This is a genomic window from Roseibium sp., assembly GCF_039982295.1.
Taxonomy (GTDB): domain Bacteria; phylum Pseudomonadota; class Alphaproteobacteria; order Rhizobiales; family Stappiaceae; genus Roseibium.
Window position 1 is genome coordinate 85031 of the sequence record NZ_JBDWYP010000033.1, and the last position, 15703, is coordinate 100733.

The 15703-nt window shown below is 58.1% G+C and carries 17 protein-coding genes; 16 read left to right on the top strand and 1 reads right to left on the bottom strand.

Annotated elements, in window-relative coordinates; genetic code table 11:
- Positions 1-10 precede the first annotated feature (10 nt).
- The 14 genes from ABJZ52_RS05615 (at position 11) to ABJZ52_RS05680 (ending at position 12652) form a co-directional block, all read left to right on the top strand.
- A complete protein-coding gene (locus tag ABJZ52_RS05615) occupies positions 11-505 on the top strand; it encodes a universal stress protein (RefSeq protein WP_348189745.1) in 495 nt (164 codons plus the stop codon).
- Positions 506-676: 171 nt separating this feature from the next.
- On the top strand, positions 677-1234 hold the full coding sequence (locus ABJZ52_RS05620) for a NifU family protein (protein ID WP_153770328.1): 558 nt from the start codon (positions 677-679) through the stop codon (positions 1232-1234).
- Between the two features lie 154 nt (positions 1235-1388).
- Positions 1389-2072, top strand: coding sequence for a tRNA (adenosine(37)-N6)-threonylcarbamoyltransferase complex dimerization subunit type 1 TsaB (gene tsaB, locus ABJZ52_RS05625; protein WP_348189742.1), 684 nt, complete (start codon positions 1389-1391; stop codon positions 2070-2072).
- A complete protein-coding gene (gene rimI, locus ABJZ52_RS05630) occupies positions 2069-2557 on the top strand; it encodes a ribosomal protein S18-alanine N-acetyltransferase (protein ID WP_348189740.1) in 489 nt (162 codons plus the stop codon). The genes tsaB and rimI overlap by 4 nt, the downstream gene beginning before the upstream one ends.
- A gap of 43 nt (positions 2558-2600) precedes the next feature.
- Positions 2601-3056, top strand: a complete 456-nt coding sequence (locus ABJZ52_RS05635; protein ID WP_348189773.1) for a Fur family transcriptional regulator — start codon at positions 2601-2603, stop codon at positions 3054-3056.
- Positions 3043-3903 (top strand): lysophospholipid acyltransferase family protein, encoded by an 861-nt coding sequence (locus ABJZ52_RS05640; RefSeq protein WP_348189738.1) that lies wholly within the window; start codon positions 3043-3045, stop codon positions 3901-3903. The genes ABJZ52_RS05635 and ABJZ52_RS05640 overlap by 14 nt, the downstream gene beginning before the upstream one ends.
- A 137-nt stretch (positions 3904-4040) precedes the next feature.
- Positions 4041-5510, top strand: a complete 1470-nt coding sequence (gene miaB, locus ABJZ52_RS05645; RefSeq protein WP_348189736.1) for a tRNA (N6-isopentenyl adenosine(37)-C2)-methylthiotransferase MiaB — start codon at positions 4041-4043, stop codon at positions 5508-5510.
- 55 nt (positions 5511-5565) lie between these two features.
- Positions 5566-6606: a PhoH family protein gene (locus tag ABJZ52_RS05650; RefSeq protein ID WP_348189771.1), complete on the top strand. Its 1041-nt coding sequence runs from the start codon at positions 5566-5568 to the stop codon at positions 6604-6606.
- A 2-nt stretch (positions 6607-6608) separates the two neighbouring features.
- Complete coding sequence (gene ybeY, locus ABJZ52_RS05655) at positions 6609-7145, top strand: rRNA maturation RNase YbeY (RefSeq protein WP_348189734.1); 537 nt, start codon at positions 6609-6611, stop codon at positions 7143-7145.
- Between the two features lie 39 nt (positions 7146-7184).
- Complete coding sequence (locus ABJZ52_RS05660; protein ID WP_348189732.1) at positions 7185-8336, top strand: hemolysin family protein; 1152 nt, start codon at positions 7185-7187, stop codon at positions 8334-8336.
- A gap of 69 nt (positions 8337-8405) precedes the next feature.
- Entirely contained in the window at positions 8406-10016 is a 1611-nt protein-coding gene (gene lnt / locus ABJZ52_RS05665; RefSeq protein WP_348208815.1) for an apolipoprotein N-acyltransferase, read from the top strand.
- A gap of 189 nt (positions 10017-10205) precedes the next feature.
- Positions 10206-10613, top strand: a complete 408-nt coding sequence (locus ABJZ52_RS05670; RefSeq protein WP_153770334.1) for a helix-turn-helix transcriptional regulator — start codon at positions 10206-10208, stop codon at positions 10611-10613.
- A gap of 110 nt (positions 10614-10723) precedes the next feature.
- The gene (metK, locus tag ABJZ52_RS05675) at positions 10724-11896 is read left to right on the top strand and encodes a methionine adenosyltransferase (protein ID WP_348189728.1); all 1173 of its coding nucleotides are present in this window, start codon (positions 10724-10726) and stop codon (positions 11894-11896) included.
- Between the two features lie 69 nt (positions 11897-11965).
- Entirely contained in the window at positions 11966-12652 is a 687-nt protein-coding gene (locus ABJZ52_RS05680) for a tRNA (guanine(46)-N(7))-methyltransferase TrmB (RefSeq protein ID WP_348189726.1), read from the top strand.
- A 48-nt stretch (positions 12653-12700) separates the two neighbouring features.
- Here ABJZ52_RS05680 and ABJZ52_RS05685 read toward each other — a convergent pair whose 3' ends face one another.
- Entirely contained in the window at positions 12701-13072 is a 372-nt protein-coding gene (locus tag ABJZ52_RS05685) for a hypothetical protein (protein ID WP_348189724.1), read from the bottom strand.
- Positions 13073-13359: 287 nt separating this feature from the next.
- Here ABJZ52_RS05685 and rimP point away from each other — a divergent pair, with 287 nt between their 5' ends.
- Both rimP and nusA read left to right on the top strand, forming a co-directional pair.
- Positions 13360-13950, top strand: a complete 591-nt coding sequence (rimP, locus tag ABJZ52_RS05690; protein ID WP_348189722.1) for a ribosome maturation factor RimP — start codon at positions 13360-13362, stop codon at positions 13948-13950.
- Between the two features lie 73 nt (positions 13951-14023).
- Positions 14024-15673: a transcription termination factor NusA gene (nusA, locus tag ABJZ52_RS05695; protein WP_348189720.1), complete on the top strand. Its 1650-nt coding sequence runs from the start codon at positions 14024-14026 to the stop codon at positions 15671-15673.
- The last annotated feature ends 30 nt before the right edge of the window (positions 15674-15703 follow it).

The following is a 15703-nucleotide window of genomic DNA, read 5'->3' on the forward strand; positions in this document are numbered from 1 at the left end:
GCATGCACCCATGGTAGCAATCAGAAAAAGCAATGAAGAAGGCCATCGCAGAAAGTTTCTGGTCGTGGTCGATGACACGCCGGAATGCGACCGCGCTATCGTCTATGCAGCCAAGCGAGCCGCGCGGACCGGCGGAGTTGTGACGCTTTTGTTCGTTGTGGCGCACGGCGACTTTCAGCATTGGCTTGGTGTGGAAGACATCATGCGGGCGGAGGCGATGGAAAAAGCCGACCAGACCCTGGCCAAGGCCGCTGAACGGGTCCGGTCTGTCGCAAGAGCCGAGCCTGAAACAGTTGTGAAGGAAGGCAATACCTCGGAAGCGATCGTTGATCTGATCGAATCTGATGCCGATATTGCAATTCTCGTCCTGGCAGCCGGGTTGAGCAAGGAAGGGCCTGGACCGCTTGTCGCGTCGATTGCCGGCAAGTCTGCAGGCAGTTTCCCCATCCCGGTCACGATCGTTCCAGGCAATTTGGACGATGACTCAATTGCCGCTCTGGCCTAATGTCAGGTCCGAAGGGACTTGCTGCCAAGCCTTGAATTTGCGCCAGGCGACGCCATCTACATTTTAAGAGTTCCAAACTACGGTGGTATGCAGTAATCTTTCATCGTAGAAAACCGATAGGAAATGCGTGGCGGCGCTCTGGCAGTACTGCAACGCTCGTGGGATCCCAAGATGTTTATTCAGACCGAAGCAACGCCGAATCCGGCAACGCTGAAATTCCTTCCGGGCCGGGTCGTGCTGGCAGAAGGAACCTATGATTTCCGTTCTGCGGCTGATGCCGGCGCTTCGCCGCTCGCCGAGAAGCTGTTCCAGATCCCTGGCGTGAGCGCGATTTTCTTTGGTCACGACTTCATCACGGTGACCAAGGACGACACCGACTGGCAGCACATGAAGCCGGCGATTCTCGGTGCGATCATGGAGCAGTTCATGTCCGGACAGCCAGTGATGGCTTCAGGGCAGAGCGAAGATATTGAAGAAGGCGAGTTCTTCGACGACGGTGACGAGGAAACGGTCACGGTCATCAAGGATCTGCTTGAAACCCGTGTTCGTCCTGCCGTTGCGCAGGATGGCGGCGACATCACCTTCAAGGGCTTCAAGGAAGGTATTGTGTATCTTTCCATGCGCGGTGCCTGTGCAGGCTGCCCGTCCTCGACGGCAACGCTCCAGCACGGCATTCAGAACCTTCTGAAGCACTTCGTGCCGGAAGTGGAAGAAGTGCGCCCGATCTGATTTTTCGCAGACTGATATTCGAGAGCCCGGCCGTCGCGCCGGGCTTTTGTCGTTTTGGAGAAGGTGACAGTTCGAGCACCGCAAGCCCAACCTTTGGGGTAAGTCCAAAGCGCAGCTCGACAGAATGCTTCGCGGCAGCTAAGCCGGAGCCATCATGCGCGTACTAGCTATCGATACCGCCCTTGCCAATTGTGCCGTTGCCGTCCTTGACGACAGCGACGAGAACCCGTGCCAGTTCCAGCGTGCCGAAGAAATCGGCAGAGGCCATGCCGAGCGTCTCATGAGCATGATCGGTGAGGTTATGGCGGAATCGTCCACTGCCTTCACCGACCTCGACCGTGTGATCGTGACGACTGGCCCGGGAAGTTTTACCGGCTTGCGGGTCGGACTGTCAGTTGCCAAGGGTTTCGGTCTTGTTCTCGAAAAGCCTGTCGTCGGCGTTACGACGCTTGCCGCGATCGCCCGGTCCTATGCGCCTTGCGAAACCAGTGCGAGTTCTTCGCTGCTTGTGGCCCTTGAGGGCAAGGGGGATGAGGTTTATTGCCAGCTCTTTGACGCGTCCGGTAACATTGCTGGCGAAGCGGGCGTCCAGACACTCACGAGCCTGCTGGAAACCTTGCCGGGCGAGTTGCGACTGGCGGGATCGGCTGCTCGCAAGGTCGCGGAGACCTTGTGTCGGGGAGACGACATCATCGAGAATGAGTTGGCTTATCCCGATATAGTCGAGGTCGCGCGTCTTGGAATGGTGACGGATCCGAAGTCGGCGTCAGCTGCGCCGCTCTACCTCCGTCCGCCAGATGCCACACCTCAGAAAAAGGGCAGGATCGAGCGGAAATGAGCTTCTGGTGGTCCAGACCTGAACCTCCCGTCGTGGAAGATGTGGTGGACGAAGACCTGCCGCAGCTTGCCGAAATACACAGCGCCTCCTTTGGTCATGGCTGGGGGGAAGAGGAACTGGCCCGGCTTCTCGGTCAAACTGGTGTTTTTGCACTGGTGATCCGGCGCGCCAATCCCTTCGGAACGCGCAAGCCGATGGGTTTCATTCTCGTTCGTTCGGTTGCCGGGGAAGCCGAGATACTGACCATCGCCGTTGATCCGAAGTGCCGCGGCCGAGGCCTTGCCGGGTCTCTTTTGCACCAGGCGATGTTTCGGCTCTACGGAGACCGTTGCGAGTGCCTTTTCCTCGAAGTCGATGCAGCCAACGAGGCGGCCTTGCGCCTTTACAAGAGCCGGGGTTTCCGCAAAGTGGGGGAACGCAAAGGCTATTATCGGGCTGGTGATGGAGATGGAACCGCGCTTGTCATGCGCGTCGATCTTCTTTAATCGCTGACCTGTTATCTAATTGGCGACCGGGTTTCAGGTGAACATGACGGAAGAGCAGCAAACGACGCTTGCGGAACAATGCATTGCCAACGGCATGCGCATGACAGAGCAACGCCGCGTGATTGCCACCGTCATTGAGGATGCATCCAACGAGCACCCTGACGTTGAGGAACTGTACCGCCGAGCTGTCGCCATAGACTCTCGCATCTCGATTTCCACTGTCTATCGGACAGTCAAGCTCTTCGAAGATGCGGGGATGATCGAGCGGCATGATTTCCGCGACGGTCGATCTAGATATGAAACAGTACCGGACGAGCATCACGACCATCTGATCGATTTGAGGTCGGGCAAGGTCATCGAGTTCCGCAATGAGGATATCGAGGCCCTGCAAGAGTTCATTGCCCAAAAGCTGGGATACAAACTCGTCGACCACAGGCTTGAGCTTTATGGTGTTCCGCTGACGTCAGAGGGGCCGGACAAGGGTGATGGCTCGGATTAAGGCAATCTGGGCGATTTTCGCCCTCACGATCGTCTCCGTTTTACTGATCCCGCTGCAATGGCTGGCGGTCAGGTTCGGTCATCCTCTTCAGCGTAAGCTGCCGCATCTTTGGCACCGTGTTGCGACACGGCTGGTCGGCATAAGAGTGCAGCTGGTCGGCGTGCCAGAGCGCGGCCGTCCGTTGTTGATCACCGCGAACCACGCATCATGGGTTGATATCACCGTCGTCGGTTCACTCATGCCTCTATCCTTCATCGCCAAGTCCGAAGTGGCTGGCTGGCCGATTTTCGGGCTTTTCGCAAAATTGCAGCGGACAGTCTTCGTCAATCGTACCCGCCGAAGTGATACGGGAAAGGTGGCTGACGCGATTGCAGAACGCATGGCGCAGGGCGATGCCATGGTTCTCTTCGCTGAGGGCACCTCAAATGACGGCAACGGCGTGTTGCCGTTCCGCTCGGCGCTGCTGGGAGCGGCGACACGTGCGCTGGATGACGATGGCGAGGTTTGGGTTCAGCCGCTGTCTATCGCCTATCATTCCCTTCAGGGCCTTCCGATGGGGCGGCAATTCCGACCGCACGTCGCCTGGTATGGGGACATGGAGCTGGCTGGTCACCTCTGGGGTGTTTTTAAAGAAGGCGCGCTTGATGTGGTCGTGAGATGGGGAGAGCCGGTTCTCGTTGCGCCAACGACGGACCGGAAGGCTCTCTCACGGCAATTGGAAGAACAGGTTCGCGCAATGACGGCCGCATCCCTGCGTGGCGGTGCGGCAGATCTTTTCAAAACGTCCGATATCTCTGACACTGCGCTATTCTCAAGCGACTCAAAACCCGCTAAAGCTGGCGGCTGAAGACAGTGGTGCCAGTCCGGGCTTGTTTCGGCGCGCGTTGAGCGCATATGTCAGTTAAGGCCGTTGCCGCCACTCCATTGAGTTTTACCGCTGCCCGTGAGCCCATTTCGGCTTGTGGAACCGGTGCTGAGGAATGAATGACCGATCGTCTGGATATCGAAGTGGCGGATGCCGCCGAGCCCGCAAACGTGAAAGCCGACCCGCCTAAGCGCAAGGTTTTCACGCGCACGTATGGCTGCCAGATGAACGTTTATGACAGCGAGCGCATGAACGACGTGCTGGCACCGCAGGGGTATTCGGTGACCGAAGACCTGGCCGATGCAGACCTGGTCATTCTCAATACATGCCACATCCGCGAAAAGGCAGCTGAGAAGGTCTATTCCGAGCTTGGACGGATCCGGAAGGTGAAGGAAGAGCGTGCCCTTGCTGGCAAGGACATGATGGTCGGGGTTGCCGGGTGCGTTGCGCAGGCCGAAGGCGAGGAGATTTCCCGTCGCGCGCCGATCGTAGACATGGTTTTCGGCCCGCAAAGCTATCATCGCCTGCCCAAGCTTCTGGAAGAGGCCGAGTCCGGTAAAAAGGTCGTCGAGACCGAGTTTGATATAGATGCCAAGTTCGAGCACCTGTCCGAAAGGGCCGCGCGCCCTGTTCAAAAACGTCCGCCTGCGGCTTTTTTGACGGTGCAAGAAGGCTGCGACAAATTTTGTACCTTCTGTGTCGTGCCTTATACCCGCGGTGCGGAAGTTTCCCGCTCGGTCGCGCAAATCGTTACTGAAGCAGAGCAGATGGCGGCGGGCGGCGTACGCGAGATCACACTCCTGGGCCAGAACGTCAACGGTTGGCACGGCGAAGCTCCCGATGGAAAAAACTGGGGGCTTGGCAGACTTCTCAGGCGCCTGTCGGAAATTGATGGTCTGGACCGCCTTCGCTACACGACCAGCCATCCCCGCGACATGGATGACGAATTGATCGATGCGCACCGGGACCTCAAAACGCTGATGCCTTACCTGCATCTGCCGGTTCAGTCCGGATCCGACAAGATTCTTGCTGCCATGAACCGTAAACATACGCGGGACGAGTACTTCCGCTTGATCGATCGGATCCGCGAGGCGAGCCCGGATATCGCCATGTCCTGCGATTTCATCGTCGGCTTCCCGGGAGAGACGGATCAGGATTTCGAAGACACGATGGATCTGATCCGCCGAGTGGAATACGGCTCGGCATTTTCGTTCAAGTACAGCCAGCGCCCCGGCACCCCCGGAGCAACCATGGCTGATCAGGTGCCCGAAGATGTAAAAGGCGCGAGACTTGCAGAACTTCAGGCACTTGTCGCCAGCCAGCAGACAGCCTTCAACGCATCGCGTCTCGGCATGACGTGCGATGTCTTGTTCGAGCGCAAGGGAAGAAACCCCGGGCAGCTCGTGGGCAAGTCGCCTTGGCTGCAGCCCGTGCCTGTGGATGCGCCCGAGGCGCTGATCGGAACCATACAAGCGGTGGAAATCGTCGAGATCGGAAGCAATTCGCTGTTCGGGCGGCTTGTTGCAGGGCATCATGCTTCCAATGGGTCTTCCCACGACGCCATCAAGGAGGCGGCATTTGACGCGTGACAGCCAATCTTCGTCTCGCAAGGGTCCGGAACAGGCAGCGGCTACGGCCTCGGACATGACGCACATTGTTCTGGCGTTTGAAGACAACAGGCTGATTGGAGATCTCTTTGGTCAATTTGACCAGAATCTCGCACTCATCGAACAAAAGTTGGGCGTTGACGCCATCGCCAGGGGAAATCAGGTCACTCTGAAAGGCTCGCAGGCTGGCTGTGCCCAAGCGCGCAATGCGCTCGAGGCTCTCTATCAGCGTCTGCAGCAGGGACATGACATCAACCCGGGCGATGTGGATGGTGCCCTGCGTATGGCCGCTGCCGCGGACGCTCAGTTGCCACTCCCCACGCTTGAGCCGAAATCCAGACTGGCCTTTGCCCAGGTGTCCACCCGTCGCAAGACCATCGTGGCCCGCACACCGACACAGGATGCCTATATCCGGTCCATGGACCGTGCGGACCTTGTGTTCGGGACTGGACCTGCTGGAACCGGCAAGACCTTTTTGGCCGTTGCCTATGCAGCGGCCTTGATCGAACGCGGCGACGCGACCCGATTGATCCTATCCCGTCCCGCGGTTGAAGCTGGCGAACGCCTCGGCTTCCTGCCCGGCGATATGAAGGAGAAGGTCGACCCGTACCTTCGCCCGCTTTACGACGCACTTTACGAGATGATGCCTCCTGAAAAAGTCGACCGCGGCTTGCAGTCGGGCATGATCGAAGTCGCGCCGCTGGCCTTCATGCGCGGGCGAACGCTTTCCAATGCGGTCGTGCTTCTCGATGAGGCGCAGAACACGACATCGATGCAGATGAAAATGTTCCTGACGCGCCTGGGCGAAGGCTCAAAGATGATCGTGACGGGTGATCCCAGCCAGGTGGATTTGCCGCCGGGCCAGACATCCGGATTGCGCGAATCCTTGTCGCTCCTGGCCGGCGTCGAAGGCGTGGCTCATGTGCAGTTCACCGAAGTGGATGTTGTTCGACATGAGCTGGTTGCACGGATCGTCACTGCTTATGACAATGCGTCGCGTGAGGCAGCGCAGGCAAAGGAGCGTCGCAACGAAGCGCGCGAGGCTGCAAGGGCTGCCAATGATTCGGATAATAGCTGACGATGAGTGACAAGCCGCAGGCGGGGCAAGGTGCGCTGCCTGATGACTTCCAGATCGACATAGCAATTGCGGCAGGCAACTGGCCTGATGAGGATGAGCTCACCAGCCTGTGCCATGCCGCGATTGATGCCGTGTTCAAGGCTGCACCCGTCGAAGTGCTTGCTGGCTCGGAAGTGTCGCTCGTCTTTACCGATGATGCTGCGGTTCAAGAGCTGAACAAACGCTGGCGCGACAAGGACAAGCCGACGAACGTGCTTTCCTTTCCCGGCAGCGAGCCCGATGGTGATCTATACGGCCCGTTGATGGGTGATATTGTGATGGCTCAGGAGACCATCTGCCGCGAGACAGATGAGTTGGGAATTGAATTTTCTCATCATCTTTCCCATCTGGTTGTTCACGGAATGCTTCATCTTTTCGATTATGATCATCAGGAAAATGACGAAGCGGAATTGATGGAAGGTCTCGAACGGAAAATCTTGGCCGGACTCGGGATTTCTGACCCATATGCGGACAAGCCGCTGCTTGCTGATGACGATTGAGGGCCCTGTATCAAAAGGGCGATTTGGCGATTGATGACGATGACAGGCTCAGAGCCACGAAGTAGTGACGCCCCGGCTGCCGTGCAGGCCGAAGGCAACGCCCCGACGGGCGAGGACCCACAGCAGCGCGAGCCGCAGCAAGGTGCGGTCATTTGGCGGAAGCTGTCCGGCCTTTTTGGCGGCCGCAGAGGCGCAGGCAGTCTGCGCGAGAACCTGCAAGACGAGCTGGCGCGCGAAACCGGCGGAGACACAGCCTTCTCTCCTGAAGAGCGGCTCCTGCTCGGCAACATCCTGCGCTTGCGAGAGCTTCGTGTCGACGACGTCATGATCCCCAGAGCTGACATTGAGGCAGTGGACGCGGGCATAACGCTTGGTCGCCTGATGGAGCTATTCCAGGACTCGGGTCATTCGCGTATGCCGGTCTATGAGGACACGCTCGATGATCCTCGCGGTATGGTTCACATCAAGGACCTTATGGCCTTGATGGTCGACAACGCGAAGGATGAGGACGCAGCTGACGATCGTGAAGACGACAGCGCGGCAGAAAATGCGGATGACGGCGTGGGTCACAACTCCGTTGAGGTCGATCTTTCGAAGGTGGACCTGTCGCTCTCATTGAGGGATGCAGGGCTCGTTCGCCAGCTGCTGTTCGTTCCCCCGTCGATGCCGGCAACCGACCTGATGGCAAAGATGCAGGCCGACCGGATCCAGATGGCGCTCGTGATCGATGAATACGGCGGCACCGACGGTCTGGTCTCCCTCGAAGACCTCGTTGAGGAGGTCGTGGGGGACATCGAAGATGAGCATGACGAAGACGAAGAGGCGATGCTGGAGGCAGCAGGCGAGGGCATGTGGATTGCTGACCCGCGTATGCCGCTTGAAGACCTCGGTGCTGAACTCGGGACCGACTTCGAGACAAGCGAGGCCAGTGAAGACGTGGATACGCTTGGTGGTCTTCTCTATGTTTCGATCGGGCGTGTGCCGGTACGCGGCGAGCTCCTGCTTGTTGCGGACGTGCCTGGCTATGAATTTGAAATTCTCGACGCCGACCCGCGAAGGATCAAGCGGCTGCGCATTCGCCGTCGCCGCCCCGAGGTTCGGACAACCGAACAGCGTCGCCGTGTGAAGCGCGAGGACGTGCAGCCGGTCGACGGCGCGGTGCGGTCTGGCGACGACCATGGTGATGCTTGACCCCATGCTGCCAATTGGCAACGCTCCGGGGTGATTTTTCAATTTGAGTCGCGGGTTGATATGCTCCGGATGATGGCTGCCTTGCAGGTTCTGCCGAACACCTGCCTTCTGGCTTGGGGGTGGCGCCGCCGCGGTCTCGCACTCGGCGCCGGCCTGCTGTCTGCGCTCGCGATGCCGCCCTATGGCGTCTGGCTTGTTTTGGCCTTGACCTTGCCGGCTCTCGTCTGGCTCCTCGATGGGGCGGTCGAGCAAGGAAAAGAAGGCGCCAGACAGCGCTGGGTCGCTGGTTTCTCCATCGGCTGGTGGTTTGGCTTTGGCTATTTCCTGGCTGGTCTCTGGTGGATCGGAAGCGCGTTTCTTGTTGATGGGGACCGCTTCGCCTGGATGATGCCCTTCGCGGTACTCGCAATGCCCGTCGGCCTTGCGCTTTTTCCAGCCCTGGCTCTTGCGATCGCCGCTCGCTTCTGGCCCGAGGGTCCCGCCCGTGTCCTAGCGCTCGCTTTGGTTCTGTCGGGCGCCGACTATGTCCGCGGACATGTGTTGACGGGGTTCCCCTGGAACATCTTTGGCTACGCATTCTCGGAGACGCTGATCCTTGCCCAGGCTGCAAGTGTTGTTGGTGTCTATGGTCTCGGCCTGCTTGTTACCCTGATCTTGGCAGCCCCTGCCGTTGCTTTTGACGCCAACGCTCGCGTCCAGAAGCTGGCGATTATCGGTCTGAGTTCTGTCTGTCTGGTTGGCAGCTTGCTCTTCGGCGCAATTCGTCTTGTCGTGTTGGAGGATCCGCAGGACACCGCAACCGAATTGCGGATCGTGCAACCGGCAATCCCTCAAGCTGAAAAGTGGCTGCCCGAAAATCGGGACAGCATTTTCGAGCGTTACATTTCCTTGAGCGAGCAGGCGCTTGAGGGGGACGATCGGGATGGAGTTGAGCGCCTCCTGATCTGGCCTGAGTCCGCCGTGCCCTTTCTGCTGACAGTCTCGCCTGAGGCTATCGTGCGCATCGCGGGTGTCGTGGAGGGCAGAAGTTCCTTTGTCACAGGTGCGATCCGGGGAGAAGAGGCCGGTGGTCAAACTGAGTATTTCAACAGTGTCTATCTCTTCGACAGTGATGGCACGGTGCAAGACGTCTACGACAAGGTCCATCTGGTTCCCTTTGGCGAGTATTTACCCCTTGAGGATCTGCTCAACACTCTTGGCTTGCGGGCGCTCGTCACCGCGCCAGGAGCCTTTCAAGCTGGCTTTCGCGGCAGGCCGCTGACCCTCTCTTCCGGTACGGCGTTTCTACCCCTCATCTGTTACGAGGCAATCTTTCCAGGGCTGGCGTCAGCCGAGGGACCAAGACCGGACTTCCTGCTGAATGTCACGAATGATGCCTGGTTCGGAGATACGGCCGGTCCCTATCAACACGTGTCGCAGTCGGCGATACGCGCGATAGAACAGGGCTTGCCTCTGGTAAGAGCTGCAAACACAGGCGTTTCGGCAGTTTTCGACGCCAAGGGACGCGAAGTAGGGATACTTCCCGTCAATATTCGTGGTATTCTCTTAAACAGGTTACCTGGAAAACTGTCAGAAACAATTTATGGCAAGTATGGTGATAAAATCTTTTTGATTACGCAATTCTTGATACTGATTTTAATCTTGTTCTTGAGATACAACCGCACTTCGCGTCAAAATTGATTTTTTATCTTGGGTATGAAGGCAACCTGTGGTACAAAACTGCAATCGCTTCCAGTAAGCGAATGAGACGAAACGGTTTTCGAGTGAATGGGTGTGCTCGTGGGCTGACTGGACCAGGGTTTTTGTCCGCCGTTTCAGCGAATGAAGCTGTGGTGTATTGCCGCAAGAACAAAGAAAGACATAAGCCAGATGCCCAGTAAAAAGGCTCCCAACCCCATCGATATTCATGTCGGTAGCCGCGTGCGCCTGCGTCGCATGATGCTCGGCATGAGCCAGGAAAAGCTTGGAGAAGCTCTTGGCATCACTTTCCAGCAGATCCAGAAGTACGAAAAAGGTACCAACCGGATCGGCGCCAGCCGCCTTCAGCACATTGCGACGATCCTGAAGGTGCCAGTTGCCTTCTTCTTTGAAGATGCGCCAGGCACGCCGGAAGAAGCAGAAGGCTTCGGCGAAACGCAGCCGACCTCCTATGTCGTCGACTTTCTCTCCTCTTCCGAAGGCCTGTCCCTGAACAAGGCTTTCGTGCGGATCGAGGATCCGAAAGTCCGCCGCCGGATCGTGGATCTGGTGCGGTCTTTGGCCGGCGACGATCAATAAACGCAAATGCGTGCTTGACGCGGCGAAAATCATTTCGGATTGATGTTGTCAGGGAGCGGTGATCACGGTCACCGCTCCTGTTGTATTCATTCCCAGAAGGACGCTCGCCAATGGCCCGTCAAGATTATCTCTTTACCTCCGAATCCGTCTCGGAAGGGCACCCGGACAAGGTTTGTGATCGCATCTCGGATGCTGTCGTTGATGCCTACCTCGGCGCCATGCCCGATGCGCGCGTGGCTTGCGAAACGCTCGCCACCACGAATCGCATTGTGATCGCAGGGGAAACCCGCGGTCCGGCAACCGTGACGAAGGACTACATCGCGCATTTGGCGCGGTTGGCCGTGAAAGACATCGGCTACGAGCAGGATGGCTTCCATTGGGAGAACTGCGATATCGCCGTTCACTTGCATGCCCAGTCGGCCCATATTGCCCAGGGTGTTGACGCGAGCAACAACAAGGATGAGGGCGCTGGTGACCAGGGCATCATGTTTGGCTATGCCTGCCGCGAAACCCCGGAGCTGATGCCGGCGCCGATCCTCTATTCTCATCGTATTCTCAAAAACCTTGCAGATGCGCGCAAGTCTGGCGCAGAGCCGACGCTTGGCCCGGACGCAAAGAGCCAGGTCACTGTTCGCTACGTTGGTGGCAAGCCCGTTGGTGTGACCTCCCTGGTGCTCTCCACCCAGCATCTGGACGAGACGTTGTCCTCCGATGATGTCCGCGCAATCGTTGAGCCGTACATCCGCTCCTCCCTGCCTGAGGGCTGGCTGAGCGATGAAACTGTCTGGCATGTGAATCCGACCGGCGCGTTCGTGATCGGCGGACCTGACGGCGATGCCGGCCTGACCGGACGCAAGATCATCGTTGACACCTACGGCGGTGCTGCGCCCCACGGCGGCGGCGCCTTCTCCGGCAAGGACCCGACCAAGGTTGACCGCTCTGCAGCCTATGCGGCGCGTTACCTCGCAAAGAATGTTGTTGCGGCGGATCTTGCCGATCGCTGCACGATCCAGCTGTCGTACGCCATTGGTGTGGCCGACCCTCTGTCGGTCTATGTCGATCTTCACGGCACTGGAAACTGCGATGAGGCGAAGCTGGAAAAGGGCCTGCGCGAAGTCATGGGCCTCAGCCCGCGCGGTATTCGTGAGCACCTGAAGCTGAACAACCCCATCTATGAGCGCACTGCCGCTTATGGTCACTTCGGCCGCGAGCCGGATGCTGATGGTGGTTTCACCTGGGAAAAGACGGATCTGGTTGACGCGCTGCGCACAATCGCGGAATAAGGCGCGCCTTAATCCTTGAACAACAGGACCTTGCCGCCGGCCCATGTGGCCGGCGGCTTGATTTGAAACATGACTGACCGATACGAAGGCTCCTTCTACGGACGCCGAAAGGGCAAGCCGCTCAGCCCCAGCAGAACGAGACTGGTCGAAGAAGCGATGCCGCGTCTTGCTGTGGACCTCGGCTCACCGGCTCCGGCAGATCTGACCGAACTCTTTGAGGCCGACGTGAAGGATGTCTGCCTCGAGGTCGGTTTTGGCGGCGGTGAACATCTTCTTCACCGCGCACGTGAGAACCCGGCCACCGGTTTCATCGGCGTTGAGCCCTTTGTCGGCAGCATGGCCAAGGTCGTCACAACCGTCGTGACCGAAGGTATCGGGAACATCCGTCTTTACGACGATGACGCGATCAATCTGCTGGATTGGTTGCCGGAGGCCTCAATTGATCTGGCTTACCAGCTCTACCCTGATCCCTGGCCGAAGAAACGGCACTGGAAGCGGCGCTTTATCAATCAGCAGAACCTGGATCGCTACGCCCGGGTGCTGAAACCTGGTCACGAGCTCCGCTTTGCAAGTGACATCGACACCTATGTCGACTGGACCTTGCGTCATTGCCGTAATCACCCCGCGTTCGAATGGACCGCGCAAAGCGCCTCGGACTGGAAAACACCCTGGGACAATTGGCCGGGCACGCGCTACGAGGCCAAGGCTATACGGGAAAACCGTATCGGCCGATATCTTACCTTTTTGAGGGTTTGATTTTTTGAGTGGCCTTGGTCGAGGCAAATTACGTGTTCGTTGGAGTAGTTACCGGCTTTCCAGATCATAAAGACGTACGGCCGCCTCGCTGATGTTCTCCGCGTTGATGGGATGGCCCATGGCCTCGACAGCGGCAAATGCGCCATAGACGGCCCGTTTGATCTTCTGGCTGCTATCAATTTCGTTGGCCGAATGTTGGTTGCCTTCGCCTGATAGAAGCCAAATTGATGACACTTTAAAAACTTCGCCGTATTGAGCAGCGTCGCGGCGATCGAAATTTCGATTGCCGTTCTCGTGGGCTTGGTAGGTGCTGTGAGGCAGCTCCATTGCGTCGGCAGCTGCCGCTGCGGATCGATAGCCTGCGTTGATGCGCGCTTGTCTCAGTCTGCTGTGAATATTTGAGGCGCCAGCATTACTCATGGTGGTGAAGCTAACTCCGCTGCACGTCGACCGCAAGAAGGCCGTGAGAACGTTCTCAAGCTGGGGGACGGCCTGGTTGTGTAAAGTAGTTTCGATCCAATCAAGGCGTCGCTATTGCTTTTGGGGCTGGTTTGGAGTTATACAGCCCGTGTTTCATCTCACACGGCTTATATGAGCGGTATGAGGGTGGGCCCCGCCGGGACCCGCTCCGCTCTTGCTTACACCAGCCACGAGATTTGCAGACAGACGGTTGAACAACGGATTTCGCCGTCGCACAGGAGTTTAGTGTGAGCGCACACGAAGAACGCATTGTTATGGAGCAGGGGCTGGACGCCCGGGTTGCCGCAATTGTCGAGCCGGTCATCGAAGACCTTGGCTATCGGCTCGTGCGCACCAAGATCAGCGCGGCCAATGGGTGCACGCTGCAGATCATGGCGGAGCGTCCCGACGGCACGATGACCGTTGAAGACTGCGAATCGATCAGCCGTGCCGTGTCGCCCGCACTTGATGTCGATGACCCGATCAACCGGGCCTATCATCTGGAAGTTTCCTCGCCAGGCATTGATCGGCCGCTGGTGCGTCCGGGCGACTTCGAACGCTGGGCTGGCCATGAGCTGAAGGTCGAGATGGCGGTGATGCAGGATGGCCGCAAGCGCTTCCGCGGACTTCTGACAGGTCTTAACGGCGATGCAGCGGTGGTACGTTTGCCGGATGCGCGCGAAGGTGAAGCTGACACGGTCGAATTGCCCCTCGCCGACATGGGCGAGGCCAAGCTCGTTTTGACCGATGATTTGATTACGGCTGCTCTCAAGGCGGAAAAAGCGGCGCTCGCCGCTCGCGCTGACGGGCAGGCGCCAGAGGACAACAAGCCCAACTAAGCGGATATCCGCAGGGCGAGAACGAAACGCGCCAGGAATTACCTGAAGATGAGGGCGCGAGAGGAGTGGATGAATGGCTATCAGCGCGAACCGGCTGGAACTGCTGCAAATCGCTGACGCGGTTGCCCGGGAAAAGTCGATCGACCGCAACATCGTCATCACGGCAATGGAAGATGCGATCCAGAAGGCAGCCCGGTCCCGCTACGGCACCGAAACCGAGGTGCGTGCCGAGATCAATTCCAAGACCGGTGAAATCCGCCTTCAGCGGCTGCTTCAGGTTGTCGAGAACGTCGAAAATGTTTCGACTGAAATCGCGCTCGACGAGGCGCTTGCCCGCAACCCGGAAGCAAGCCTGGGCGACTTCATCGCCGAGCCTCTGCCGCCGCTCGATTTTGGTCGTATCGCTGCGCAGTCTGCCAAGCAGGTGATCGTGCAGAAGGTCCGCGAAGCCGAGCGTGATCGTCAATATGATGAATTCAAGGATCGTATGGGCGAAGTCGTCAACGGTGTCGTCAAGCGTGCCGAATACGGCAACGTCATTGTCGACCTTGGCCGTGGCGAAGGTATCGTTCGCCGTGATGAGCTGATCCCGCGTGAAGCCTTCAGGACCGGCGATCGTATTCGCGCCTATATCTACGATGTCCGCCGCGAACAGCGCGGCCCGCAGATTTTCCTGTCCCGCACGCATCCGCAGTTCATGGCGAAACTGTTTGCTCAGGAAGTTCCGGAAATCTATGATGGTGTCATCGAGATCCGTTCGGTAGCCCGTGACCCAGGTTCACGCGCCAAGATCGCGGTTATTTCGAAGGACAGCTCGATCGATCCTGTCGGTGCCTGTGTGGGTATGCGCGGTAGCCGTGTTCAGGCGGTTGTTGGTGAGCTTCAGGGCGAAAAAATCGACATCATTCCGTGGAATGATGAGCCTGCGACCTTCATCGTCAACGCACTGCAGCCAGCGGAAGTGGCCAAGGTTGTTCTGGATGAAGACGCCGAGCGTATTGAAGTTGTCGTTCCGGATGAACAACTAAGTCTTGCGATTGGTCGTCGTGGTCAGAACGTGCGTCTGGCTTCTCAGCTTACCGGCTGGGCCATCGACATCATGACCGAGAACGAAGAGTCCGAGCGTCGTCAGAAAGAATTCCAGGAACGGTCCAACCTGTTCATGGAAGCTCTCAACGTCGACGAAATGGTCGGACAGCTTTTGGCGACAGAAGGCTTTACCTCGGTAGAGGAAGTCGCATATGTCGAGCTTGAAGAGATCTCGATGATCGAGGGCTTCGACAACGACACCGCAGAAGAAATTCAGGCGCGTGCGCGAGACTATCTGGAAGAGCTGGAAACCCGGCTCGATCAGGAGCGTCGCGATCTCGGTGTTTCCGACGATCTGCGCACCATCGATGGCCTGACAACGGCGATGCTGGTTGCGCTTGGCAAGGATGATGTGAAGTCGGTCGAAGACTTGGCTGGTTGTGCCACCGACGATCTGGTTGGCTGGACTGAGCGCAAGGACGGCGAGACAAAGCGTTTCGAAGGTGCTCTGAGCGCATTTGATGTGTCCCGCGCCGATGCTGAAGCGATGATCATGTCGGCCCGCGTCAGTGCTGGTTGGGTGACTGAAGAAGAGCTGAACGCTCAGCAGGAAGACGGCGAAGCCGCTGACGATGCTGAAGCTGTTGAGGAAGAAGCTGAGGAAGTGACTGCAGGCGCGATCCTTAAGGGCTGAAATCGCTGCCGGAAGGCGGTCTAACGGAGG